A 20,719-nucleotide genomic window follows, 5' to 3' on the forward strand; every position below is an offset into this window, starting at 1 on the left:
GCGCGGCCGCCGCCGTACGTGCCGGTGGGGGCTGGATTCCGGCCGGGGTTCGATCAGATTTCCGCCCTCCGACCGGATCTTCCCGAGTCGAAAACCGGGACAGATGCCTGCAAACTGACCGGGCCGGGATCTTCCCGGCTCCGGCGGGGAGGAGGTGCGGCCGTGCGTGGGAGGCGGAGCCGAGCGGTATCGCTGCTGTTCACCTCGGTGGTCCTGACGGGCCTCGTGGTCCCGGGAGCCTTCGCGCAGCCCGAGGGGGGAGACCCGGCCCCCGGGCCCGAGGCGGCGGCCCCCGCCGTCGTGGACCTCGACGAGATTCCCGCAGAGCCGCCCGCACGGCCTCAGCCCCCCGCCGCCCGTGAGCTGTACGGCGCCGACTGCGACACGCTGATCGACGGCTCGCAGGTGACGGCGACCTGCCACAACGGCTATCCGGAGACCGACCTGGTCCGGCTGCACGTGGAATGCGACCGGTGGTGGGACCTGGACTCGGACAGCGCCGCCGTGGCCGTCGGGCCGGCCGGCCGCATCGAGCTCGCCAGCCGCTGCTGGAAGGAAGTCCGCTCGGCCTGGGTCACGCACCAGCGGCCGTGACCCTGCGGGCCGGTTCGCGAAGCCATCGGCCCGCCCGCGAACCCGGCCGCCCCGGCCGTGCTACTTCCGGCCGAGGCACGCGAACGGGTAGCCCGCCGCCTCCGACGCCGCCGTGTCCCCGTCCCCGCGCCGGATCGCCTCGATCAGCCGCGCGTGGTCCAGGTGCGACGCCGGATCCAGCTCCGTGCCGACGTCCGTGCGCAGCCAGTCCGCCACCAGGTCGCCGAGGTCCGCGTACAGCTCGATGAGCACCTCGTTGTGCGAGGCCGCCACCACCGCCATGTGCAGCGCCACGTCCGCCGCGACGAACCGCTCCGCGTCCCCGCTCGCCCAGGCCTCCTCGCGCCGCGCCAGCAGCGCCTCCAGCTGTACGAGGTCCCGCTCGGTCCGCCGCTCCGCCGCCAGCCGGGCCGCGGAGGACTCCAGCGTCGAGCGCAGCTCCGCGATGTGCCGCGGGTCGGCGCCCGCGAAGCGGCGGTGCATCACCCCGGCGAGCTCGCTGGTGGCGATGACGTACGTACCCGAGCCCTGCCGGATGTCCAGCAGCCCGTTGTGCGCCAAGGCCCGGACGGCCTCCCGGACGGTGTTCCGGGCGACGCCCAGCAGCTCCACCAGCTCAGGCTCGGTGGGGATGCGGGAGCCGACGGGCCATTCGCCGGACGTGATCTGGTTCCTGAGCTGGGCGATCACCTGGTCGACCAGCGCGGATCGCCGGGGCGAGGTCAGCGGCATACGGGCGGGGTCCTCTCGGAGGTCCGGACTGGGGGGTGACAACCAATCATCCCATGATTCTATGATGGTGTAATGCCCGACGAAGAAATCCAGACCATCGACCGGCCCCACGGCACGCGCACGGTACCCGCACAGGCCCGTCCCGCCGCTCCCGCGCGCCCCGAACCCGCCTGGCTGGGCCCGGTCCTCATCGTCGGCATCGTGCTGGCCGCCCTCAACCTGCGGCCCGCCATCACCAGCCTCGGCGCCCTCTTCGAGGAGGTCCGCGCCGGCCTCGGCATGAGCGGCACCGTCGCCGGACTGATCACCTCCGTCCCCGCCCTCTGCTTCGCCGTCTTCGGCGTCACGGCGCCCCGCCTCTCCCGCCGCTTCGGCCCGGCCGCCGTCGTCTGCGCCGGCATGGCCGCCGTCGCGGCCGGCCTGCTGATCCGGCCCTTCACCCACGCCGCCGCCGGCTTCCTCGCCGCCAGCGCCCTGTCCCTGGCCGGCATAGCCCTGACCAACGTGCTGCTCCCCGTCATCGTCAAGCGCTGGTTCCCGGACCGCGTCGGCACCATGACCGGCCTGTACTCCATGGCCCTGGCCGTCGGCACCTCGCTCGCCGCCGCCGCGACCGTCCCCATGACCTCCGCCCTCGGCGGCAGCTGGCGCACGGGCCTGCTCGTGTGGGCCGTGCTCGCGGTGGCCGCGGTGGTGCCCTGGCTGCCCGTCGCGGCGGCCGCCCGGCGGGAGAAGCGGGCCGCCGCCTCCGAGCCGGCCGCGCACGTACGGGCGGACGCGGGCCCGAAGATCGTCCGCAGCCGTACCGCCTGGGCCCTGGCCTGCTACTTCGGCCTCCAGGCCACCGGCGCGTACATCACCATGGGCTGGCTCCCGCAGATCTTCCGCGACGCCGGGGTCTCCGCGGGCACCGCCGGCGTCCTGCTCGCGGTCACCATGGTCATGGGCGTCCCGCTCGCGTTCGTCATCCCCAACCTGGCCGGCCGGATGAAGAACCAGGGGGCCATCGCCGCCGCCCTCGGCGCCTTCGGCCTCGTCGGATACAGCGGGCTCCATTTCGCCCCCGCCGCCGGCGCCTGGGCGTGGGCACTCCTGCTCGGCGTCTCCAACTGCGCCTTCCCGCTCGTCATCACGCTGATCGGGCTGCGCGCCAAGTCCCCGGCCGGCGTCGTCAAGCTGTCCGCCTTCGCCCAGAGCACCGGCTACCTCATCTCCATCCCCGGACCGCTCCTCATCGGCACGCTCTACCAGCACAGCGGCGGCTGGGACCTGCCCCTCATCCTCATGGCGGGCCTGCTGGTCCCGCAGATCGCGCTGGGCGTCCTGGCAGGCCGGGACCGCACGATCGAGGACGAATGCGGCATGGGAGACTGAGCGGCATGTCGCCCGTACTCGAACCGAACCCGCAGAACAGCCACAAGAAGCTCGGCATGGTGCTCGGCGCCATGCTCGTCGTGACCGTGATCATCTCCGTCATCGCGACCGTCGTCTCCCCCTGACAGCACCGGTGGTGGGGTTAACCCCACCAACCCTTAGGGGGACAGGTTCAGGGTCGAGTGGGGTGTGCCCCGGATGGGCCCCGCGCCTTCGGATCCATAGATTCGAGGAGAGCGAGCCAGTCCCACCCGCGCACCCACGGAGGCGGCCCATGTCGGCCCCCACGACTTCCCCGCACATCCCCGGCCCCGGACCCCGAGTCCACGGCGCGAGCGCCCGGCTGCACTGGTGGGCGCTGGCCCTGCCCGCGCTCGCCTTCGGCCTCCTGCTGCTGCTCCTCGCCGGCTCCGCCGAGGCCCACGCCGCCTCCGGTGAGGCCTCCGCGCTCCTCCACGTCACCGAACAGCTCCTGCGCGCCGTCGGCTGACCGGGGTGCGCCCCGAGGGGGCCGCCCCGCGCCCGCGCCGGCGTGCGCCGGGAGCCGCCCCGCGCCCGGGGCGCAGCCCCTCAACACCCTGCGCCCCATGGCCCGATCCGTGCGAAGCTGGGAGCCATGAGCGCCGACACACCCCGCAGGATCGTCCTCCTCCGGCACGCCAAGGCCGACTGGCCCGAGGTTCCCGACCACGAGCGCCCGCTGGCGGAACGAGGCCGCAAGGACGCACCGGCCGCCGGGCTGAAGCTGGCCGAGACGGGCATCACCTTCGACCTGGCCCTCTGCTCCACCGCCGCCCGCACCCGTGAGACGTGGAAGCTCGCCGTCCAGGAGATGCCGCACCGGCCGCGGACCTCGTACGAGGAGCGGCTGTACGACGCCTCGCCGGGCGAGCTCATCGCCCTGCTGAACGAGACCTCCGACGAGGTCAAGGACCTCCTCGTCATCGGCCACAACCCGGGCATGCACGCCCTCGCCGACGCCCTCGCCGGGCGGGCGGAGGGCGACGCCCTGGCCCGGATGACCCGTACCGGGTTCCCGACCGCCGCGTTCGCCGTCGTCTCCTTCGCCGGCTCCTGGAAGTCGGTGGAGCACGGGGTGGGTACGCTGCTGGACTTCTGGACCCCCGAGGACCACTGAGCACCCGTACGTACGGCCGACGTGAACGGGCCCCGGCGCGGATCGATCCGCGCCGGGGCCCGTCCTCGTGGTACGGAGGCGGCTCAGGTCAGACCCGCGGCCTCGACCTCTTCGCGGGTGACCCCGAGCAGGTACAGGACCGCGTCCAGGAACGGCACGTTCACCGCCGTGTGCGCGGCCTCGCGGACCACCGGCTTGGCGTTGAAGGCCACGCCCAGCCCGGCCGCGTTCAGCATGTCCAGGTCGTTGGCACCGTCGCCGATGGCCACCGTCTGGGCCAGCGGTACACCGGCCTCCGCGGCGAAGCGGCGCAGCAGCCGGGCCTTGCCCGCCCGGTCCACAATCTCGCCGGTGACCCGGCCGGTCAGCTTCCCGTCGACGATCTCGAGGGTGTTGGCCGAGGCGAAGTCCAGCCCCAGCCGCTCCTGCAGATCGTCCGTGACCTGGGTGAACCCGCCCGAGACCACGCCGACCTGGTAGCCGAGCTGCTTGAGGGTGCGGATCAGGGTCCGGGCGCCCGGCGTGAGCCGCACCTCGGAGCGGACCTTGTCCACGACGGAGGCGTCCAGGCCGGCCAGCAGCTTCACCCGGGCGTGCAGCGACTGCTCGAAGTCCAGCTCGCCGCGCATGGCCCGCTCGGTCACCTCGGCGACCTCGGCCTCGCAGCCGGCGTGCGCGGCGAACAGTTCGATGACCTCGTCCTGGATCAGGGTCGAGTCCACGTCCATGACGACCAGGCGCTGCGCCCGGCGGTGCAGGCCGGCCGAGACCACGGCCACGTCGACGCCGATGTGCGCGGCAGCGGTGGCCAGGGCCGTGCGCAGCGGCTCGGTCTCGCAGCCGGACACGGCGAACTCGACGGCCGTCACGGGGTACTTGGCGAGCCGGAAGATGCGGTCGATGTTGCCGCCGGTCGCGGTTATCCGCGAGGCGATGACGGCCGTGGACTCGGCGGTCAGCGGGTGCCCGAGCACGGTGACGTGCGAACGGCCGCTGCCGCGCGGCCGGTTGTCACCGGTACCGGAGAGGATCTCGGCCTGCATCTTGAGCGACTCGGCCCAGCTGTGGACGGTGGCCCGCAGCTCGCCCTCGGTGCCGGCGGCGGGCTTGGTGACGAGGGCGCACAGGACGATGCGGCCACGGGTGACGACCTGCTCGATGTCGACGACGTCGACGGAGTAGGCGGCGAGGGTGTCGAACAGCCCGGCGGTGATCCCGGGACGGTCCTTGCCGAAGATCTTGACGAGGAGGGTGGGGACGTCGGAGGTCTGCGAAGCGCTCATGGTGCCCTCACCGTATCTTCCCGCCGTCCGTGCTTGGACCCCCGTCCCACCTGCCGGAACCATTCTCCGGCGGAGTGCTCCCCGGCGCCGCCCGGTACGGGCGCCCGGGGGACGGCGGCGGGGTGAACGGAGATCGACGGGCAGGTGTCAGGGCCCTCGGGGCGGGCGGCCGGCCGCCCGTGTTCGATTTGGTACGGCCCGTCCCCTTTCCCGGGCGCCTCAGCCCGGGGGCCCGAGCGGTGGCGGTGGAGGAGGCGGTGGGGGCGGGGCGAACGGCGGACGGTGGGAGGGAGCCGGGCGCCCGGAGGGCCTGCGGGGCAGCCGGGTGACCGTGACGTCCCAGGAGCCGTCGGGCTCGGCGTACGGGTCGGGGTACGGGCTCTGCCCGGGGTTCGCGTACGGGTACGGCCGCCCCGGCGGGGGCTGGTACGGGGCCGTCGGCGCATCGGGCCCAGCCCCCGGCGGCGCCGGCACCGGGACCGGCCGCGGCGGGCGCCGGCGCCGCGCCAGCAGCGCCCCCGCCCCGCCCGCCGCCGCGCCCCAGGCCGCCCCGAGCAGCAGCGCGTACGGCGCCCTGCCCCGCAGCTCCACCCCGGCGTCCACCGCGTCCATGCCGAGCACCGACAGCGAGCCTCCCGCAGCTCCGCCGGGGGGACCCCCGACGGACACCCCCGTCAGCCACACCAGCACCGCCAGCACCACCCCGGTCACGGCCGACAGCCGCACCGCGCACCCCAGGACCCCGCGCCCCGGAGTCCGTGCGGCGGCCAGCACTCCGGCGCCGAGCAGCAGCAGCCCCGCCCCCGCAACCAGCAGCCAGGCACGCCCGTCGTACTCCGCGAGCCGGGCCACCGTCACCGGCTCGGGCGGCGCCGCCCCCAGCAGATCGTCCAGCGGATCCGGCAGCAGCCGGCCCGGCGTGCCCGTGGCCCGCACGTCAACCGGCACGAACAGCCCCAGCAGCATCCCCGTCCAGGCCCCGTTGGGCGCCCCCAGCAGTGCGGCGCCCAGCACCCGGCGCGGATGCTCGTCCCCCAGCGCCGCCCACACCGCCGCTGCGAGCCCGGCCGCCACCGCCACCAGCAACGCCACCACGAGCGCCGACACCGCGGGCCGCAGCCGCGCGAACGCCGCCGGGCCGCGCCGCGAAGCCAGCAGGGCCACCGCCAGTACGGCCAGCACCCACACTGCCGCGCCCAGCAGCGTCGGCCCGAACTCCACCGAGAACCCCACCCGGGCCTCGGTGCCGATCAGGTCCCCGATGCGGTCCGGGAGCAGCCCGCCGATGTCCCCGATCCCGGGGACCACCACCTCCGGCGGGGTCCTCGGCAGCTGCGGCCCGTCCAGGGTGACCACGTCGTGCCCGGCCCGGCCCAGTGCGGCGGCCTCGGCGACGAACAGCACCGCCACCGAGGCCGCCCGGGCGGCGAGTTCACCCGGCCCCGCCCCGGTCCGCACCGAGCGCAGGAAGATCCGGGCGAGGACCAGCGCCCCGGCCAGCCCCACCCCGAGCGGCATGACGTCCAGGGAGGTCTGCGCACCCGGGCCGGTGACCCCGAGGACCGACACGTCCCACGACGGGGTCACCGTCCCGCCGATCGCGAGGACCACCACGGCGGCCGTCATCGCCCCGGGGGAGCCTCCCGCGGTGTCGGCACCCAGCAGGTGGAGTCCCAGCGCGGCGACCCCGGCCATCACGACGAGGGCCCAGCCGGTGGCGGCGATGCCCGACAGGACCACGTCTCCCCAGCGAATGCGGCGCATGCGTGCCCCCGATGCGTGCCGAGCGTGTGCGGTGGGTCGAGAAGTCCCGTATCTCACTCTCCGGGTGACTTTCGACCCCGTCAACGGGCAGGCGTAGACGCCCCGGCAAGGCCCCGATTCCACATGTGGCCCCAGGCCTGAAATAGTTCCCCCGGATGTTCGCCATCCCTAGACTCCCTGACGTCGGACTCCCTGACGCCAGGGGGATTCTCGGGGGACCTAAGTGGGGCTGGAGTGCCGGAACTCGTACTGGAATTGAATGGAAGGACCTGGACGCTCGATCCGTCCAGGTCGTACTCGCTGGGGCGTGACCCCCAGGGAGACGTGGTGATCGATGACGCCCGGGTGTCGTGGCGGCACGCCACCATCGCCTGGAACGGCCGGGGTTGGGGCATCGAGGACCACGGCAGCACCAACGGCACCTACGTGCACGGTGCGCGGGTCCAGCAGACCGAGCTCGTGCCGGGCACGCCGGTCCACCTGGGCAACGCCACCGACGGCCCGCGGCTGAATCTGAGCGCCGCCGCGGCGCCGCAGCAGGCAGTACCGCAGCAGGCAGCCCCGGCCCAGCAGGCCGCTCCGGCCTACCAGGCCCCGGCCCAGCAGGCCGCCCCGGCGTACCAGGCCCCTGCCCAGGCGCAGCAGCCGCAGCAGCAGGCCTGGCAGCAGCAGCCGCAGCAGGCCGCCGCCCACCGGCAGCCGCAGCAGCCGCACTTCCCGCAGCAGCAGGGCGGCGGCGCGGGGGTGCCCGCGCAGGGCGCCGCTCCCGCGTACGGCGGTGACCGCAGCCCGACGACGTTCCACCAGATCGCCGTCGGCCGCGTCATGCGGATCGGCCGTGCGCTGGAGAACGAGCTCGTCGTCTCGGACCTCCAGGTCTCGCGCCTCCACGCGGAGTTCCGCTCCACGGGCGGCCGTTTCGAGATCCACGACCTCGGCAGCCACAACGGCACCTACGTCAACGGTCAGCCGCTGCCCAAGTCCGGCACCGCGCAGCTCGGTCCGAACGACATCGTCGGCGTCGGCCACTCGACGTTCCGGATCGTCGGCGACCGGCTCGAGGAGTTCGTCGACACCGGTGACGTCTCCTTCTCGGCCCGCCACCTCACGGTGACGGTCGACGGCGGCAAGCAGATCCTCAAGGACGTCACCTTCGGCGTCCCGGAGAAGTCGCTCATCGGCGTCATCGGCCCCTCCGGCTCCGGAAAGTCCACGCTGCTCAAGGCGCTGACCGGCTACCGGCCCGCCAACGAGGGCGACGTCCTCTACGACAACCGCAACCTGTACAAGCAGTTCGCGGAGCTCCGCCAGCGCATCGGCCTGGTCCCGCAGGACGACATCCTGCACAAGGAGCTGAAGGTCAGCACGGCCCTCAAGTACGCGGCCAAGCTCCGCTTCCCCGGCGACACCGCCGAGTCCGAGCGCGCCGCCCGCATCGACGAGGTCCTGCGCGAGCTCAAGCTCGACATTCACAAGGACAAGAAGATCACCGCGCTCTCGGGCGGTCAGCGCAAGCGCGTGTCCGTGGCGCTGGAGCTGCTCACCAAGCCGTCTCTGATCTTCCTGGACGAGCCCACCTCCGGCCTCGACCCGGGCATGGACCGCGACGTCATGCAGCTGCTGCGCGGCCTCGCCGACGACGGCCGCACGGTCCTGGTCGTCACCCACTCGGTGGCCGAGCTGTCGCTGTGCGACAAGCTGCTGGTCATGGCTCCGGGCGGTTCGGTCGCGTACTTCGGCCCGCCGGACGAGGCGCTGAACTTCTTCGGCTACACCACGTGGGCGGACGTCTTCTCGGCCTTCGAGAACTACCGCGACTACGACTGGGCCGGCCGCTGGAAGGGCTCGCAGCACTACCAGCTGTACGCCGCCGACCTCGACTCGGTCGCCCCGCAGCAGGTCGCGATGCCGCCGATGCAGCAGATGATGCCGCCGAAGGCGCAGGGCTGGGGCGACCAGCTGTGGACCCTGATCCGCCGCTACGTCTCGGTGATCGCGTCCGACAAGGGCTTCATGGCCCTCATGCTGATCCTGCCCGCGGTCCTGGGCGTGGTCTCCACGGTCATCCCCGCGACGTTCGGCCTCGCGCCGCCGAAGCCGCCGTCCCGGTTCAACGGCGACGCCGGCACGATCATGCTGATCCTCTGCGTCGGCATGTGCTTCTCGGGCGCCGCGAACTCGGTCCGTGAGCTGATCAAGGAACGGGTCATCTACGAGCGCGAGCGCGCCACCGGTCTGTCCCGGTCGGCGTACCTCATGTCGAAGGTGATCGTCCTCGGCTTCATCACGGCCATCCAGGGCGCTGTCATCTGCGTCATCGGCTTCGCCCCGCGCGACCTGCCCACCGAGGGCCTGCTCATGCCGCCGGCCGTCGAGCTGTGCCTGTCGGTCACCGCGCTCGGCTTCACGTCGATGATGTTCGGCCTCGTGATCTCCTCGCTGGTGAAGACCGCCGAGAAGACCATGCCGCTGCTGGTCATGTTCGCGATCGTCCAGGTCGTCTTCACCGGCATCCTGTTCCAGGTGTACGACTCGCCCGGCCTGGAGCAGTTCGCCTGGCTGATGCCGTCGCGCTGGGCGGTCGCCGCCGCCGGCACCACGCTCGACCTCGGCAAGCTCATGCCGCCGTGGGACCAGCAGAACCCGTCCAACACGGACCCGCTGTGGGAGCACTCGATCGCACAGTGGGGCGTGAACATCACGATCCTGCTGCTCATCGGCGTCGCCTGCGGCTTCGCCGTGCAGAAGCTGCTGCGCCGCCACGAGCCCGAGGTCATGCGCAACTAGCCCGCACCGCTGCGCGCACCCTCCCCGCCAAGAGAAACGCCTCAGGGCGGCACCCGGATACCGGGTGCCGCCCTGAGGCGCATGGGGGTGCTGGGGGTTGCTACGCCAGCGGCCCTCAGTAGGCGCTGTTGACGTTGTCGATCGAGCCGTAGCGGTCGGCGGCGTAGTTGGCCGCGGCGACGATGTTGGCGACCGGGTGGTACTGGTCCAGCGGGGTGCCGGGGACGTGGTACGCGAGGAAGGTCGGCTTGATGACCTGGAGCAGACCCTTCGAGGGCACACCGTTCTTGGCGTTGATGTCCCAGTTGTTGATGGCCCGCGGGTTGCCGCTCGACTCGCGCATGATGTTCTTGTACAGGCCGTTGTACGTGCCCGGAATCTTGTGCGCCTTCATGATCGCCAGCGACTCCTTGATCCAGCCGTCAAGGTTGTTCGCGTAGATCGGCTTGCGGACGGTGGAGCGGCTGGCGGCCGCCTTCGCCTCGCGGTCCTTCTTCGCCTTGGCGGCGGCCTCGGCGTCGGCCTTCGCCTTCGCGGCGGCGGCGGCCTTGGCCTTCACCGCGGCCTCGAGCTTCGCGGCGTCCGTGGCCAGCTTGGACTGCGCGGAGAGGTGCTGCACGGTCTTGGCCTGGACACCCTCGACGGCCTGGGTCCACGCCACGGGGGCAGCGGCCACGGTCGTACCCGCGTCGGCGGTGCCGGCCGGGACGAGGGTGGCGGCCAGGGCGGCGGCGCCGATGGTGGCAACGGCGGCGAAGGACATCTTGTGCGCCTTCGTCAGACGACGAATCTGGCCGGGGGTGCTGGTCTTGGACATGCGTAGCAACCTCTTCGAATAGCGGGAGCCGCAGGAAAGCACCGTTCGGATCCGGGATCCGCGGTGCTGTGCGACGAGAGCAATTCTTAGCGGCGGCAAAATCTTGTGGCAAAGGTGTGACGTACGATCCCGCTTAGTGGATCAGGGGGCGCCGACGGGCCCGGAATTCCGGGCCGCACGCTAGGCGCAGCAGTGCTCACAACGTGTTTACACGTCCACTAGGCGCCTTCGTAAGTGACGTGGGTCCTATGCGCGGGCTCACATCGGCCACGTAACGGTCTTACCGTGCGTTGCTCAAGCAATGCGCTATGTAACGGAATTCTCCACCCTGAGGACCACAAACCCCCACCACCCTCATCCCCAGGGCAGAGAAGGCCCCGGCGGCCCCTCCCCAAGGAGGAGGGGCACACCGCCCCCAGCCCTAGGGCTCGAGCCCGATCCCGCAGGTCAGAGCCGCTAGTACGGTGAGCCCATGACCGGTAGTCCCGTGTTCGGAGGACCCTGCGGCGGCCTCGCCGCCGTGAGCACCGCGCTGCTCGCCATGAGCCGCCGCCTGGAGGTCCGCGACGTCCTGCGCACGATCGTCGTCTCGGCCCGCGAGCTGCTCGACGCCGAGTACGCGGCCCTCGGCGTCCCGGACGACCACGGCGGCTTCGCCCAGTTCGTCGTGGACGGCATCACCGAGGACCAGTGGCGCCGCATCGGCCCGCTGCCCCGCCAGCACGGCATCCTGGCCGCGATGCTCCACCAGGACGGCCCCGAGCGGCTGGCCGACGTGCGCAAGGACCCGCGCTTCGAGGGCTGGCCCACCGCCCACCCCGAGATGTCCGACTTCCTCGGACAGCCCGTCCGCGACGGCGAGGAGACCCTCGCCGCCCTCTTCCTCGCGAACAAACGCAGACCAGGCGGCTTCACCGAAGAGGACGAGGAGCTCCTCGCCCTCCTGGCCCAGCACGCGGCGATCGCCCTCACCAACGCACGGCTCTACGAGCGCAGCCGCGAGCTCACCATCGCCGAGGAGCGCTCCCGCCTCGCCCACGAGCTGCACGACGCCGTGGCCCAGAAGCTCTTCTCGCTCCGCCTGACCGCCCAGGCCGCCGCCGCCCTCGTGGACCGCGACCCGGCCCGTGCCAAGGGCGAGCTCCAGCAGGTCGCCGCGCTCGCCGCGGAGGCCGCCGACGAGCTGCGCGCCGCCGTGACCGAGCTGCGCCCGGCCGCCCTCGACGAGGACGGCCTCGTCGCCACCCTCCGCGACCAGGTCCACGTACTCGACCGTGCCCACACCGCGCACGTCACCTTCACCTGTGACGGCGTACGGGCCCTCCCGGCGACCCAGGAGGAGGCGCTGCTCCGGGTCGCCCAGGAGGCCCTCCACAACGCCCTGCGGCACTCGGGCGGCGACCGCGTCGAGGTCACCCTCGCCCGCCGGGCCGCGGGAGCCGTCCTGACCGTCACGGACAACGGAAGCGGCTTCTCCCCTTCCTCGATCCGCTCGGCCGGGCGCCACCTCGGCCTCGTCTCCATGCGGGACCGGGCGAGCGGCGCCGGCGGCCGCCTCGCCGTGCACTCGGAGCCCGGTACGGGCACCACGATCGAGATGGAGGTCCCCGGTGGCTGACACGCCCATCCGCGTCCTGCTCGTGGACGACCACCAGGTGGTCCGCCGCGGCCTGCGCACGTTCCTGGAGGTCCAGGACGACATCGAGGTGGTCGGGGAGGCCGCCGACGGAGAGGAGGGCGTGGCCCGCGCGGAGGAGCTGCGGCCCGACGTGATCCTGATGGACATCAAGATGCCGGGCACCGACGGCATCGAGGCCCTGCGCAGGCTGCGCGCGCTCGCGAACCCGGCGAGGGTGCTGATCGTCACCAGCTTCACCGAGCAGCGGACGGTCGTCCCCGCCCTGCGGGGCGGCGCCTGCGGATACGTCTACAAGGACATCGACCCCGACGCCCTGGCCGGGGCGATCCGCTCCGTCCACGCCGGGCACGTGCTGCTCCAGCCGGAGGTGGCCGAAGCCCTGCTCTCCCAGGACGGACAGCCCTCGTCGAGCCGCGGCGGCTCCCTGACCGAGCGGGAGCGGGAGGTCCTCTCACTCATCGCGGACGGCCGCTCCAACCGGGAGATCGCCCGTGCGCTGGTGCTGTCCGAGAAGACGGTCAAGACGCACGTCTCGAACATCCTGATGAAGCTGGACCTCGCGGACCGCACCCAGGCGGCGTTGTGGGCGGTCAGGCACGGGATCACGGACTGAACCAGGCCGGACCGGGACGGAAACGGACCGTCCAGCTCCGATCCCAAATTCATACGGTCGGGTGGATGTCGCCCACATGGCGTATCCCGTTCGTCGGATGACCGTTCTTCATGACGTGCCGCGGCGGCTGGCCGCGGCAGACGTACTGGAGGACGAAGAACGTGAAGAACATCAAGAAGGCCACTGCCGTCACCATGATCGCGGGCGGCCTCCTTGCCGCGGGCGCCGGCGTCTCCTCGGCGCACGGCGGCGCGTCGGCCGAGGGCCAGGCCGCGGGCTCGCCCGGCGTCGTCTCCGGAAACCTGATCCAGGCCCCCGTCCACGTCCCGGTGAACGCGGTCGGCAACACCGTCACGGTGATCGGCCTGCTGAACGGCGCCTGGGGCAACACGGGCGTCAACGCCTGACCCCCCGGCACCGGCCCCGCTTCCCCCCACTCTCCCCGGGAAGCGGGGCCGCGGTGCGTTCAGCCCCGCTCGCGCTCCTCCACCGCCGAGTTGTACGCCGCCACCAGCGCCCGACGGGCCACCCGCTCCACCGGACGCAGCGCCTCCGCCCTCGCCGCCATCTCCGAGGCGGCCACCGCACCGCCCGGCCCGTGCTCGTACGCCAGCGACACCAGCAGGTCCACCCGCTGCGCCAGCGACAGCACCCGCACCGCCCGCGCCGGATACCCCGGCGCCAGCACCTCCCGCCCGGCCTCCGCCCGCGCCCGGTACGCCGACAGCGCAGCCTCCGCCACCGGCCCCGACCCCGCCACGTCCAGCCGGGTCAGCACCACCGTCGCCTCGCGCAGCGCCTCCGCCAGCTCCCGTTCCGCCTCACCGAGCGACGGCACGTCCGCGGGCGGGGCCTCCCGGACCGGCAGGCAGTGCCAGGTCACCGAGACGTGCACGTCCCCCTCCGGTCCGGCCTCCGCCACCTCCGGCACCAGACCCAGCGCCGCGCCCGCCGCGACCACCGCCTCCTCGGCGTCCAGCGCCCGCGCATTGAACTCCGCCGGCCCGCTCAGCCCCAGCGGATGCCCCGGCGCCGGCAGCGCCACCCGCAGCCCCGTCACCCCCAGCGCCCGCATCCGCCCGAGCGCCAGCGTGAGACCCACCGGACCCGACTCGCCCGGCAGCCCCTCCACCCGATGCACGGCGTCCTCGCCCACGATCGACAACACGGCCTCGTCGGGCGAGACCAGTCCGGCCAGCAGTGCGTTCCCCCAGGCGGCCAACCGCCCTGAACGTGGTTCGAAAAGCATTCCCCCACTTTACGGATCACCCCCGATCCGGCCCCGCGGCCCACCTGGCGCCCGGACCCCTCGCCGAGTGGCGTAGGTTTTCCCCTGGGGCTGCGCCTACCGGTGCACAGACGAACCGAGACTGCAAGGGGAGACAACACGCTCATGAGCGATGTTCTGGAGCTGGTGGACGTATCCGTGGTCCGCGAGGGCCGGGCTCTGGTGGACCAGGTCTCCTGGTCGGTGAAGGAGGGCGAGCGCTGGGTGATCCTCGGCCCCAACGGCGCCGGCAAGACCACGCTGCTGAACCTCGCCTCCAGCTACCTCTTCCCCACCAAGGGCTCCGCCACCATCCTCGGCAGCACCCTCGGCAAGCCCGGCAGCGACGTCTTCGAGCTGCGCCCGCGCATCGGCGTCGCAGGCATCGCGCTCGCCGACAAGCTCCCCAAGCGACAGACCGTCCTGCAGACCGTCCTCACAGCCGCGTACGGCATGACCGCGACCTGGCAGGAGGAGTACGAGGAGATCGACGAGCAGCGCGCCCGCGCCTTCCTCGACCGCCTCGGCATGACGGACTACCTCGACCGGAAGTTCGGCACCCTCTCCGAGGGCGAGCGCAAGCGCACCCTGATCGCCCGCGCCCTGATGACCGACCCCGAGCTGCTCCTCCTCGACGAGCCCGCCGCGGGTCTGGACCTCGGCGGCCGCGAGGACCTCGTACGCCGCCTCGGCCGCCTCGCCCGCGACCCGCTCGCGCCGTCCATGGCGATGGTCACGCACCACGTCGAGGAGATCGCCCCCGGCTTCACCCACGTCCTGATGATCCGCCAGGGCAAGGTCGTCACCGCGGGCCCCATCGAACTCGAGCTGACCTCCCGCAACCTGTCCCTCTGCTTCGGCCTCCCGCTCGTCGTCGAGCGCAACGACCACGACCGCTGGACCGCCCAGGGCCTCCCGCTGCGCTAGGGGCGTCCGCCGAACCCCGGGCAGGCACCGCCGGTACGGGCACGGTCGCACCCTGTCCCGACCGCGCCCGCCCGACCTACCATGACCATGTGGACATCGACGCGTGGCTGTGGTGGCTCATCGGCGCGGTCGGACTGGGCATCCCGCTCGTCCTGACGGCGATGCCGGAGTTCGGCATGTTCGCCGTCGGGGCGGTCGCGGCCGCCGTCACGGCGGCGTTCGGCGGGGGAGTCGTCGCCCAGGTCCTGGTCTTCGTCATCGTGTCGGTGGCGCTCATCGCCGTCGTCCGCTCGATCGCGAACCACCACCGCGAGCAGCGGCCCCAACACCGCACCGGAATCGACGCATTGAAAGGCAGAAGCGCGCTCGTCCTCGAACGCGTCGACGGCAGCGGAGGCCGGATCAAACTCGCCGGCGAGATCTGGTCCGCCCGCACCCTCGACGCGGACAGCAGCTTCGAACCCGGCCAGCAGGTGGACGTCGTGGAGATCGACGGAGCCACCGCGGTCGTGATGTGAGCTTGTGAGCCAAGGAGCCGACCCGCGGCGGCGAGGTCTGCGAGACTCGCCCAACGGGGCAGCACAGACAGCCGGAAGGGCACGGGGAACCGCATGCAACCGATCATCATCGTCCTGATCATTCTGGTGGTTCTGGTCTTCATCGCACTGGTCAAGACGATCCAGGTGATCCCGCAGGCCAGCGCCGCCATCGTCGAACGCTTCGGCCGCTACACGCGCACCCTCAACGCGGGCCTCAACATCGTCGTCCCGTTCATCGACTCGATCCGCAACCGCATCGACCTGCGCGAGCAGGTCGTGCCGTTCCCGCCGCAGCCGGTCATCACCCAGGACAACCTGGTCGTCAACATCGACACGGTCATCTACTACCAGGTGACCGATGCCCGCGCCGCGACGTACGAGGTCGCCAGCTACATCCAGGCCATCGAGCAGCTCACCGTCACCACCCTGCGCAACATCATCGGCGGCATGGACCTCGAGCGGACGCTGACCTCCCGCGAGGAGATCAACGCGGCCCTGCGCGGAGTCCTCGACGAGGCCACCGGCAAGTGGGGCATCCGCGTCAACCGCGTCGAGCTCAAGGCGATCGAGCCGCCGACCTCCATCCAGGACTCGATGGAGAAGCAGATGCGCGCCGACCGCGACAAGCGCGCCGCGATCCTCCAGGCCGAAGGCGTCCGCCAGTCCGAGATCCTGCGCGCCGAGGGCGAGAAGCAGTCCTCCATCCTGCGCGCCGAGGGTGAGGCCAAGGCCGCGGCCCTGCGTGCCGAGGGCGAGGCGCAGGCCATCCGTACGGTCTTCGAGTCCATCCACGCCGGCGACGCCGACCAGAAGCTCCTCGCCTACCAGTACCTCCAGATGCTCCCGAAGATCGCCGAAGGCGACGCCAACAAGCTCTGGATCGTGCCCAGCGAGATCGGAGACGCGCTCAAGGGCCTGTCCGGAGCCATGGGCAATTTCGGCCCCATGGGCGGCGGTTCCGGCTTCAACCCGCAGAACGCCGGCAAGTCCGCCGGAGCCGACGGGACCGGCGCCGGCAGCGGCGCGAACGGCACGGACCGGCGCGAGCAGCCGCCGATCGACTGACCCCCCGCCCCCCTGCGGACCGGCATCCCCTCCTGCATGATCAGTGAGGCCCCTCGACCTTCATGGCGGGGAGGCGACTCACTCATGCAAAGGGGATGGCCCAGTCCATGTCCATGTCCATCTGGGAATCGGCAGCGGTGTTCGCGGCCGGCATCGGCGCCGGCACCATCAACACCATCGTCGGCTCCGGCACGCTCATCACCTTCCCGGTGCTGCTCGCCACGGGACTCCCGCCGGTCACCGCCAACGTGTCCAACACCCTCGGCCTGGTGCCCGGTTCCATCAGCGGGGCCATCGGCTACCGCAAGGAACTCCAGGGCCAGCGCGGCCGCATCATCCGGCTCGGCGCCGTCTCCCTCGTCGGGGGACTCGCGGGCGCCGTCCTGCTCCTCACCCTGCCGTCGGACTCGTTCGACACGATCGTGCCCGTCCTCATCGGACTCGCCCTCGTGCTCGTCATCCTCCAGCCCCGGCTCGCCGCGGCCCTGCGCAAGCGCCAGGAAGCCGCCGGAGGCGACACCGGCCACCCCGACGGCGGCCCCGCCCTGCTCTCCGGAATGCTGCTCTCCAGCGCGTACGGGGGCTACTTCGGCGCCGCGCAAGGCGTGCTCTACATCGGCCTGATGGGCCTGCTGCTCCACGAGGACCTGCAACGCATCAACGCCGTCAAGAACGTCATCGCCGCCCTGGTGAACGGCATCGCGGCCGCCTTCTTCCTCTTCGTCGCCGACTTCGACTGGACGGCCGTGGTCCTGATCGCCGTCGGTTCCACCCTCGGCGGCCAGGTCGGCGCCAAGGTCGGCCGCCGGCTGTCGCCGACCGTGCTCCGCGCGGTCATCGTGACCGTCGGCGTCATCGCGATCGTCCAGCTGCTGCTGCGCTGAGCGACGTAGCACGTCTACGTCGCCCGGCGCACCGGCGATCATGCGGCGGAACCAGCCGGACCGGCCGTACTAGGCGGTCCGCTCCAGCCAGTCGGGCAGCGCATCACGGCCCCCCACCCCCAGGGCCAGCAGCATGGCGTCCGCCGGAGACGGCACGAACGGCTTCCGGAGGAGCGGCATCCCCGCCTCCTCCGGAGTCCGGGCCGCCTTGCGGTGATTGTCCTCGGCACAGGAGGCCACCGTGTTCAACCACGTGTCCCCACCGCCCTGGGCCCGGGGCAGCACGTGGTCCACGGTCGTCGCCCGCTTCCCGCAGTACGCGCACCGGTGCTGGTCCCGGACCAGCACCCCCCTCCGTGACCAGGGGGCATGTCTTCGGAACGGCACCCGTACGTACCGGCACAGCCTGATCACCCGGGGCAGCGGAAGATCCATGGAGGCACCGCGCACACGGAGTTCCGGATGCGACTGCTCGACGACGGCCTTGTCCTGGAGCACCAGGACCACCGCCCGGTTCAGCGTCACCGTCGACAGCGGCTCGAAGCTCGCATTCAGCACCAGCGTGTCCCGCATCTCGCCCACCTCCCGTGTGCAGGCCCGCAACCACACCGGCAGCAGGGCCCGCAACCACTCTGGCCGCGCGCGCCACGCGGGACAACGCAATAAAAATGCCCGGTCCTGGTCGCCTTTAGACCAGGACCGGGCAAACGCACGGCGAACGATCAGCTCGCAGGACCCTCGTACTCACCGATCAGCTGCGCCCGACCCAACGAGTGGAAGCGCAGGTTGAATCCGACCACCGCCGGCGAGACGTCCGGACCGGGGCCCAGCTTCTCCTGGTCCACCGCGTAGACGGTGAACACGTACCGGTGCCGCTCACCGGCCGGCGGAGCAGCCCCGCCGAAGTCGCTCGTGCCGTAGTCGTTCCGTACGTGCACGGCCCCGGCGGGCAGACCCTCGAACTTCCCGCTCCCCGCCCCGGCCGGCAGCTCGGTGACCGAGGCCGGCAGATCGAAGAGCACCCAGTGCCAGAACCCGCTGCCCGTCGGGGCGTCCGGGTCGAAGCACGTCACCGCGAAACTCTTCGTCCCCTCCGGGAACCCCTCCCACCGCAGGTGCGGCGAGATGTTCCCGCCCCGCAGGACCTGGGCGTCACCCAGTTCCCCACCGGGCTCGAGGTCCGCACTCTCCACGGAGAACGCGTGCACCTGAGGGTGGAAGTCGTGCGGAAGAGGTGCCCTGTTCTGCTCGGCCACTGCTGAACCTCCTGATCGCGAACCAGTACCGGACCGGTACCGGGCCCGAGCCTAGAACCAGTTGCGCTGCGAACCCACGGACGCGATCCACTGGTTGAGGTAAGCCGCCCAGTCGGTCTCCTGGTACGACTGCAGACCCACCTGGAAGCAGCGGTACGTGTCACTGCCCTCGGAGAACAGCCCGGACTTCTTGTCCATCTCCAGGACGACGTCCATCTCACGGCCGTCCGAGACGAAGGTCAGCTCGACCTGGTTCAGGCCGCGGTACTGCGACGGCGGCAGGAACTCGATCTCCTGGTAGAACGGCAGCGTCTGGCGCGTCCCGCGGATGTGCCCGCGCTCCATGTCCGCACTGCGGAAACCGAAGCCGAGCTGACGGAAGGCATCCAGGATCGCCTGCTGCGCCGGCACCGGGTGCACGTTGATCGGGTCGAGGTCGCCGGCGTCCACCGCACGCGCGATCTCCAGCTCGGTGCTGACCCCGATGTTCATCCCGTGCAGGTGCTGACCCCCGAAGTGGGTGATCGGCGTCTCCCACGGGATCTCCAGCCCGAACGGCACCACGTGCAGGGCGCCCGCCTGGACCTGGAAGGCACCGCCGAGGCGCTGCTTGGTGAAGACGATGTCCTGCTTGTACTCCTGGTCGCCGCCCTCCACCTCGACCCGCGCCTGCAGGCCGACGGACAGGCCCTCGATCTGCTGCTCCACGGACCCGCCCTGGATGCGGACCTCGCCCTGGACGATCCCGCCCGGCACCACGTTCGGCTCGGTGATGACCGTGTCCACCGAAGCACCGCCGGCACCCAGCGCCGCGAACAGCTTCTTGAACCCCATGCTCTGACTCCCCTTGAAGGCTCGTGCGACTACCGCTTACGAGTACACACTGACAAACGCGGAACCTTAGGCCCCGGTTGCAGGTGCGCGCGTTCCACTACGCTCGACCGGATGAGCGCGCGCCCCGACCGTACGCCCCTGGCCCGGTCCTTCTTCGACCGGCCGGTCCTCACGGTGGCCCCGGATCTCCTCGGCCGGATCCTGGTCCGCCGTACGCCCGAGGGCCCCATGGAACTCCGCATCACGGAGGTGGAGGCGTACGAGGGCGAGGCCGACCCGGGCTCCCACGCCTACCGTGGGCGCACCCTGCGCAACGCGTCGATGTTCGGTCCGCCCGGACATGCGTACGTCTACTTCATCTACGGCATGTGGTTCAGCCTCAACCTGGTGTGCGGCCCGCCGGGCCACGCGAGCGGGGTACTGCTGCGGGCGGGTGAGATCACCGTGGGCGCCGATCTGGCCCGCAAACGTCGACTTTCCGCCAGAAGCGACAAGGAACTGGCCAAAGGCCCGGCCCGCCTCGCCACGGCCCTCGCCGTGGACCGCTCCCTGGACGGCGCCGACCTCTGCGCCGGCCCGGAATCCCCCCTGGCACTCCTGACGGGCACCGCCACCTCACCCGACCTGGTGAGCAACGGCCCGCGCACGGGAGTCGGCGGAGCCGGCGCGGGCCACCCGTACCGCTACTGGATCACCCACGACCCGACGGTGAGCCCGTATCGCGCCCACGCGCCACGCCGCCGCTCAACTTGACTCGCCCTTGGCGGACGCCTAACGTAGCCCGAGCCGCTTGAACGGACCACTGCCATCAGCAGACCCCGGAGCGGCCAACCCACTACCTACGACGTACCCCTGGCGGGGTCGATTTCGGCATGCCCGAATTCGAATCCGTTGGCTCGATTATGAGTCGCAGGGGATAAGCGCTAAAGTAGTGGAAAGCCGAAAGGCAAAGGCCCCCAACGGCCACCGGAATTCAAATCCAAGTCGGAAACGGCGACGGAAATGATCTGGTAGAGTTGGAAACGAAGAACGAAGCCCGGAGGAAAGCTCGAGAGAGCGAGTACAAAGGAAGCGTCCGTTCCTTGAGAACTCAACAGCGTGCCAAAAATCAACGCCAGAAGTTGATACCCCGTCCACTTCGGTGGATGAGGTTCCTTCCGACCATGACTGGCCCGCTCTGCGTGTGTGTGCACCGGATTACCGGTA

At 71.5% G+C, this 20,719-nt stretch carries 23 protein-coding genes; 14 read left to right on the top strand and 9 right to left on the bottom strand.

The features are described from left to right. Positions 1-162: 162 nt before the first annotated feature. The gene (locus IF09_RS40770; protein ID WP_078613517.1) at positions 163-594 is read left to right on the top strand and encodes a hypothetical protein; all 432 of its coding nucleotides are present in this window, start codon (positions 163-165) and stop codon (positions 592-594) included. Positions 595-654: 60 nt separating this feature from the next. Here IF09_RS40770 and IF09_RS0129050 read toward each other — a convergent pair whose 3' ends face one another. Next, positions 655-1,326, bottom strand: coding sequence for a FadR/GntR family transcriptional regulator (locus tag IF09_RS0129050; RefSeq protein ID WP_030300579.1), 672 nt, complete (start codon positions 1,324-1,326; stop codon positions 655-657). Between the two features lie 72 nt (positions 1,327-1,398). On the opposite strand from IF09_RS0129050, the gene IF09_RS0129055 reads away from it, so the two are divergent. The 4 genes from IF09_RS0129055 to IF09_RS0129070 all read left to right on the top strand — a co-directional run bounded on the left by IF09_RS0129055 (position 1,399) and on the right by IF09_RS0129070 (position 3,838). Further along, positions 1,399-2,700: a CynX/NimT family MFS transporter gene (locus IF09_RS0129055; RefSeq protein WP_030300580.1), complete on the top strand. Its 1,302-nt coding sequence runs from the start codon at positions 1,399-1,401 to the stop codon at positions 2,698-2,700. 5 nt (positions 2,701-2,705) lie between these two features. Continuing rightward, on the top strand, positions 2,706-2,825 hold the full coding sequence (locus IF09_RS48075; RefSeq protein ID WP_267882186.1) for an SGM_5486 family transporter-associated protein: 120 nt from the start codon (positions 2,706-2,708) through the stop codon (positions 2,823-2,825). Between the two features lie 149 nt (positions 2,826-2,974). Next, positions 2,975-3,190, top strand: coding sequence for a hypothetical protein (locus IF09_RS0129065; protein WP_030300581.1), 216 nt, complete (start codon positions 2,975-2,977; stop codon positions 3,188-3,190). Between the two features lie 126 nt (positions 3,191-3,316). Next, positions 3,317-3,838, top strand: a complete 522-nt coding sequence (locus tag IF09_RS0129070; protein ID WP_030300582.1) for a SixA phosphatase family protein — start codon at positions 3,317-3,319, stop codon at positions 3,836-3,838. 83 nt (positions 3,839-3,921) lie between these two features. On the opposite strand, the gene serB is transcribed toward IF09_RS0129070, so the two are convergent. Then, positions 3,922-5,121 (bottom strand): phosphoserine phosphatase SerB, encoded by a 1,200-nt coding sequence (serB, locus tag IF09_RS0129075; RefSeq protein WP_030300583.1) that lies wholly within the window; start codon positions 5,119-5,121, stop codon positions 3,922-3,924. Between the two features lie 219 nt (positions 5,122-5,340). Continuing rightward, positions 5,341-6,885, bottom strand: coding sequence for a streptophobe family protein (locus IF09_RS0129080; protein ID WP_030300584.1), 1,545 nt, complete (start codon positions 6,883-6,885; stop codon positions 5,341-5,343). A gap of 234 nt (positions 6,886-7,119) precedes the next feature. Here IF09_RS0129080 and IF09_RS0129085 point away from each other — a divergent pair, with 234 nt between their 5' ends. After that, complete coding sequence (locus IF09_RS0129085) at positions 7,120-9,672, top strand: FHA domain-containing protein (protein WP_078613518.1); 2,553 nt, start codon at positions 7,120-7,122, stop codon at positions 9,670-9,672. Between the two features lie 115 nt (positions 9,673-9,787). Here IF09_RS0129085 and IF09_RS0129090 read toward each other — a convergent pair whose 3' ends face one another. Beyond that, a complete protein-coding gene (locus IF09_RS0129090) occupies positions 9,788-10,489 on the bottom strand; it encodes a transglycosylase SLT domain-containing protein (protein WP_030300591.1) in 702 nt (233 codons plus the stop codon). A gap of 472 nt (positions 10,490-10,961) precedes the next feature. Between IF09_RS0129090 and IF09_RS0129095 the strand changes: the two genes are divergently transcribed. The 3 genes from IF09_RS0129095 (at position 10,962) to IF09_RS0129105 (ending at position 13,148) form a co-directional block, all read left to right on the top strand. After that, on the top strand, positions 10,962-12,107 hold the full coding sequence (locus IF09_RS0129095; protein ID WP_030300593.1) for a GAF domain-containing sensor histidine kinase: 1,146 nt from the start codon (positions 10,962-10,964) through the stop codon (positions 12,105-12,107). Beyond that, positions 12,100-12,741, top strand: a complete 642-nt coding sequence (locus tag IF09_RS0129100; RefSeq protein ID WP_030300596.1) for a response regulator — start codon at positions 12,100-12,102, stop codon at positions 12,739-12,741. The genes IF09_RS0129095 and IF09_RS0129100 overlap by 8 nt, the downstream gene beginning before the upstream one ends. A gap of 161 nt (positions 12,742-12,902) precedes the next feature. After that, entirely contained in the window at positions 12,903-13,148 is a 246-nt protein-coding gene (locus IF09_RS0129105; RefSeq protein WP_030300597.1) for a chaplin, read from the top strand. A gap of 59 nt (positions 13,149-13,207) precedes the next feature. On the opposite strand, the gene IF09_RS0129110 is transcribed toward IF09_RS0129105, so the two are convergent. After that, positions 13,208-13,990, bottom strand: a complete 783-nt coding sequence (locus IF09_RS0129110; RefSeq protein WP_030300599.1) for a hypothetical protein — start codon at positions 13,988-13,990, stop codon at positions 13,208-13,210. Positions 13,991-14,134: 144 nt separating this feature from the next. Between IF09_RS0129110 and IF09_RS0129115 the strand changes: the two genes are divergently transcribed. The 4 genes from IF09_RS0129115 (at position 14,135) to IF09_RS0129130 (ending at position 17,423) form a co-directional block, all read left to right on the top strand. Continuing rightward, entirely contained in the window at positions 14,135-14,935 is an 801-nt protein-coding gene (locus tag IF09_RS0129115; RefSeq protein WP_030300602.1) for an ABC transporter ATP-binding protein, read from the top strand. An 89-nt stretch (positions 14,936-15,024) separates the two neighbouring features. Continuing rightward, complete coding sequence (locus IF09_RS0129120; protein WP_030300604.1) at positions 15,025-15,453, top strand: NfeD family protein; 429 nt, start codon at positions 15,025-15,027, stop codon at positions 15,451-15,453. 93 nt (positions 15,454-15,546) lie between these two features. Continuing rightward, positions 15,547-16,539, top strand: a complete 993-nt coding sequence (locus IF09_RS0129125) for an SPFH domain-containing protein (protein ID WP_030300609.1) — start codon at positions 15,547-15,549, stop codon at positions 16,537-16,539. A 107-nt stretch (positions 16,540-16,646) separates the two neighbouring features. Continuing rightward, on the top strand, positions 16,647-17,423 hold the full coding sequence (locus tag IF09_RS0129130; RefSeq protein WP_030300610.1) for a sulfite exporter TauE/SafE family protein: 777 nt from the start codon (positions 16,647-16,649) through the stop codon (positions 17,421-17,423). Between the two features lie 69 nt (positions 17,424-17,492). Here the strand turns inward: IF09_RS0129130 and IF09_RS0129135 are convergent, their stop codons facing one another. The 3 genes from IF09_RS0129135 to IF09_RS0129145 all read right to left on the bottom strand — a co-directional run bounded on the left by IF09_RS0129135 (position 17,493) and on the right by IF09_RS0129145 (position 19,513). Then, positions 17,493-17,996, bottom strand: coding sequence for an HNH endonuclease (locus IF09_RS0129135; RefSeq protein WP_030300613.1), 504 nt, complete (start codon positions 17,994-17,996; stop codon positions 17,493-17,495). Between the two features lie 149 nt (positions 17,997-18,145). After that, complete coding sequence (locus tag IF09_RS0129140; RefSeq protein WP_030300615.1) at positions 18,146-18,679, bottom strand: YbhB/YbcL family Raf kinase inhibitor-like protein; 534 nt, start codon at positions 18,677-18,679, stop codon at positions 18,146-18,148. Positions 18,680-18,730: 51 nt separating this feature from the next. Continuing rightward, positions 18,731-19,513, bottom strand: a complete 783-nt coding sequence (locus IF09_RS0129145; RefSeq protein WP_030300617.1) for a sporulation protein — start codon at positions 19,511-19,513, stop codon at positions 18,731-18,733. Positions 19,514-19,624: 111 nt separating this feature from the next. Between IF09_RS0129145 and IF09_RS0129150 the strand changes: the two genes are divergently transcribed. Further along, positions 19,625-20,266: a DNA-3-methyladenine glycosylase gene (locus tag IF09_RS0129150; RefSeq protein ID WP_030300619.1), complete on the top strand. Its 642-nt coding sequence runs from the start codon at positions 19,625-19,627 to the stop codon at positions 20,264-20,266. Positions 20,267-20,436: 170 nt separating this feature from the next. Here IF09_RS0129150 and IF09_RS47390 read toward each other — a convergent pair. Then, the coding region (locus IF09_RS47390; protein WP_234321186.1) for a hypothetical protein at positions 20,437-20,719 on the bottom strand (283 nt) is incomplete at its 5' end.

It is taken from the genome of Streptomyces katrae (assembly GCF_000717655.1).
GTDB classification, from domain to species: domain Bacteria; phylum Actinomycetota; class Actinomycetes; order Streptomycetales; family Streptomycetaceae; genus Streptomyces; species Streptomyces katrae_B.

What these genes read in the sequence shown, in the direction of transcription:
- IF09_RS48075 (WP_267882186.1), top strand. Translation starts at nt 2,706, where the DNA reads ATGTCGCCCGTACTCGAACCGAACCCGCAGAACAGCCACAAGAAGCTC.
- IF09_RS0129080 (WP_030300584.1), bottom strand. Translation starts at nt 6,885, where the DNA reads ATGCGCCGCATTCGCTGGGGAGACGTGGTCCTGTCGGGCATCGCCGCC.
- IF09_RS0129115 (WP_030300602.1), top strand. Translation starts at nt 14,135, where the DNA reads ATGAGCGATGTTCTGGAGCTGGTGGACGTATCCGTGGTCCGCGAGGGC.
- IF09_RS0129050 (WP_030300579.1), bottom strand. Translation starts at nt 1,326, where the DNA reads ATGCCGCTGACCTCGCCCCGGCGATCCGCGCTGGTCGACCAGGTGATC.
- IF09_RS0129135 (WP_030300613.1), bottom strand. Translation starts at nt 17,996, where the DNA reads ATGCGGGACACGCTGGTGCTGAATGCGAGCTTCGAGCCGCTGTCGACG.
- serB (WP_030300583.1), bottom strand. Translation starts at nt 5,121, where the DNA reads ATGAGCGCTTCGCAGACCTCCGACGTCCCCACCCTCCTCGTCAAGATC.
- IF09_RS0129150 (WP_030300619.1), top strand. Translation starts at nt 19,625, where the DNA reads ATGAGCGCGCGCCCCGACCGTACGCCCCTGGCCCGGTCCTTCTTCGAC.
- IF09_RS0129145 (WP_030300617.1), bottom strand. Translation starts at nt 19,513, where the DNA reads ATGGGGTTCAAGAAGCTGTTCGCGGCGCTGGGTGCCGGCGGTGCTTCG.
- IF09_RS0129070 (WP_030300582.1), top strand. Translation starts at nt 3,317, where the DNA reads ATGAGCGCCGACACACCCCGCAGGATCGTCCTCCTCCGGCACGCCAAG.
- IF09_RS0129110 (WP_030300599.1), bottom strand. Translation starts at nt 13,990, where the DNA reads ATGCTTTTCGAACCACGTTCAGGGCGGTTGGCCGCCTGGGGGAACGCA.
- IF09_RS0129095 (WP_030300593.1), top strand. Translation starts at nt 10,962, where the DNA reads ATGACCGGTAGTCCCGTGTTCGGAGGACCCTGCGGCGGCCTCGCCGCC.
- IF09_RS0129125 (WP_030300609.1), top strand. Translation starts at nt 15,547, where the DNA reads ATGCAACCGATCATCATCGTCCTGATCATTCTGGTGGTTCTGGTCTTC.
- IF09_RS0129130 (WP_030300610.1), top strand. Translation starts at nt 16,647, where the DNA reads ATGTCCATGTCCATCTGGGAATCGGCAGCGGTGTTCGCGGCCGGCATC.
- IF09_RS0129055 (WP_030300580.1), top strand. Translation starts at nt 1,399, where the DNA reads ATGCCCGACGAAGAAATCCAGACCATCGACCGGCCCCACGGCACGCGC.
- IF09_RS0129090 (WP_030300591.1), bottom strand. Translation starts at nt 10,489, where the DNA reads ATGTCCAAGACCAGCACCCCCGGCCAGATTCGTCGTCTGACGAAGGCG.
- IF09_RS0129065 (WP_030300581.1), top strand. Translation starts at nt 2,975, where the DNA reads ATGTCGGCCCCCACGACTTCCCCGCACATCCCCGGCCCCGGACCCCGA.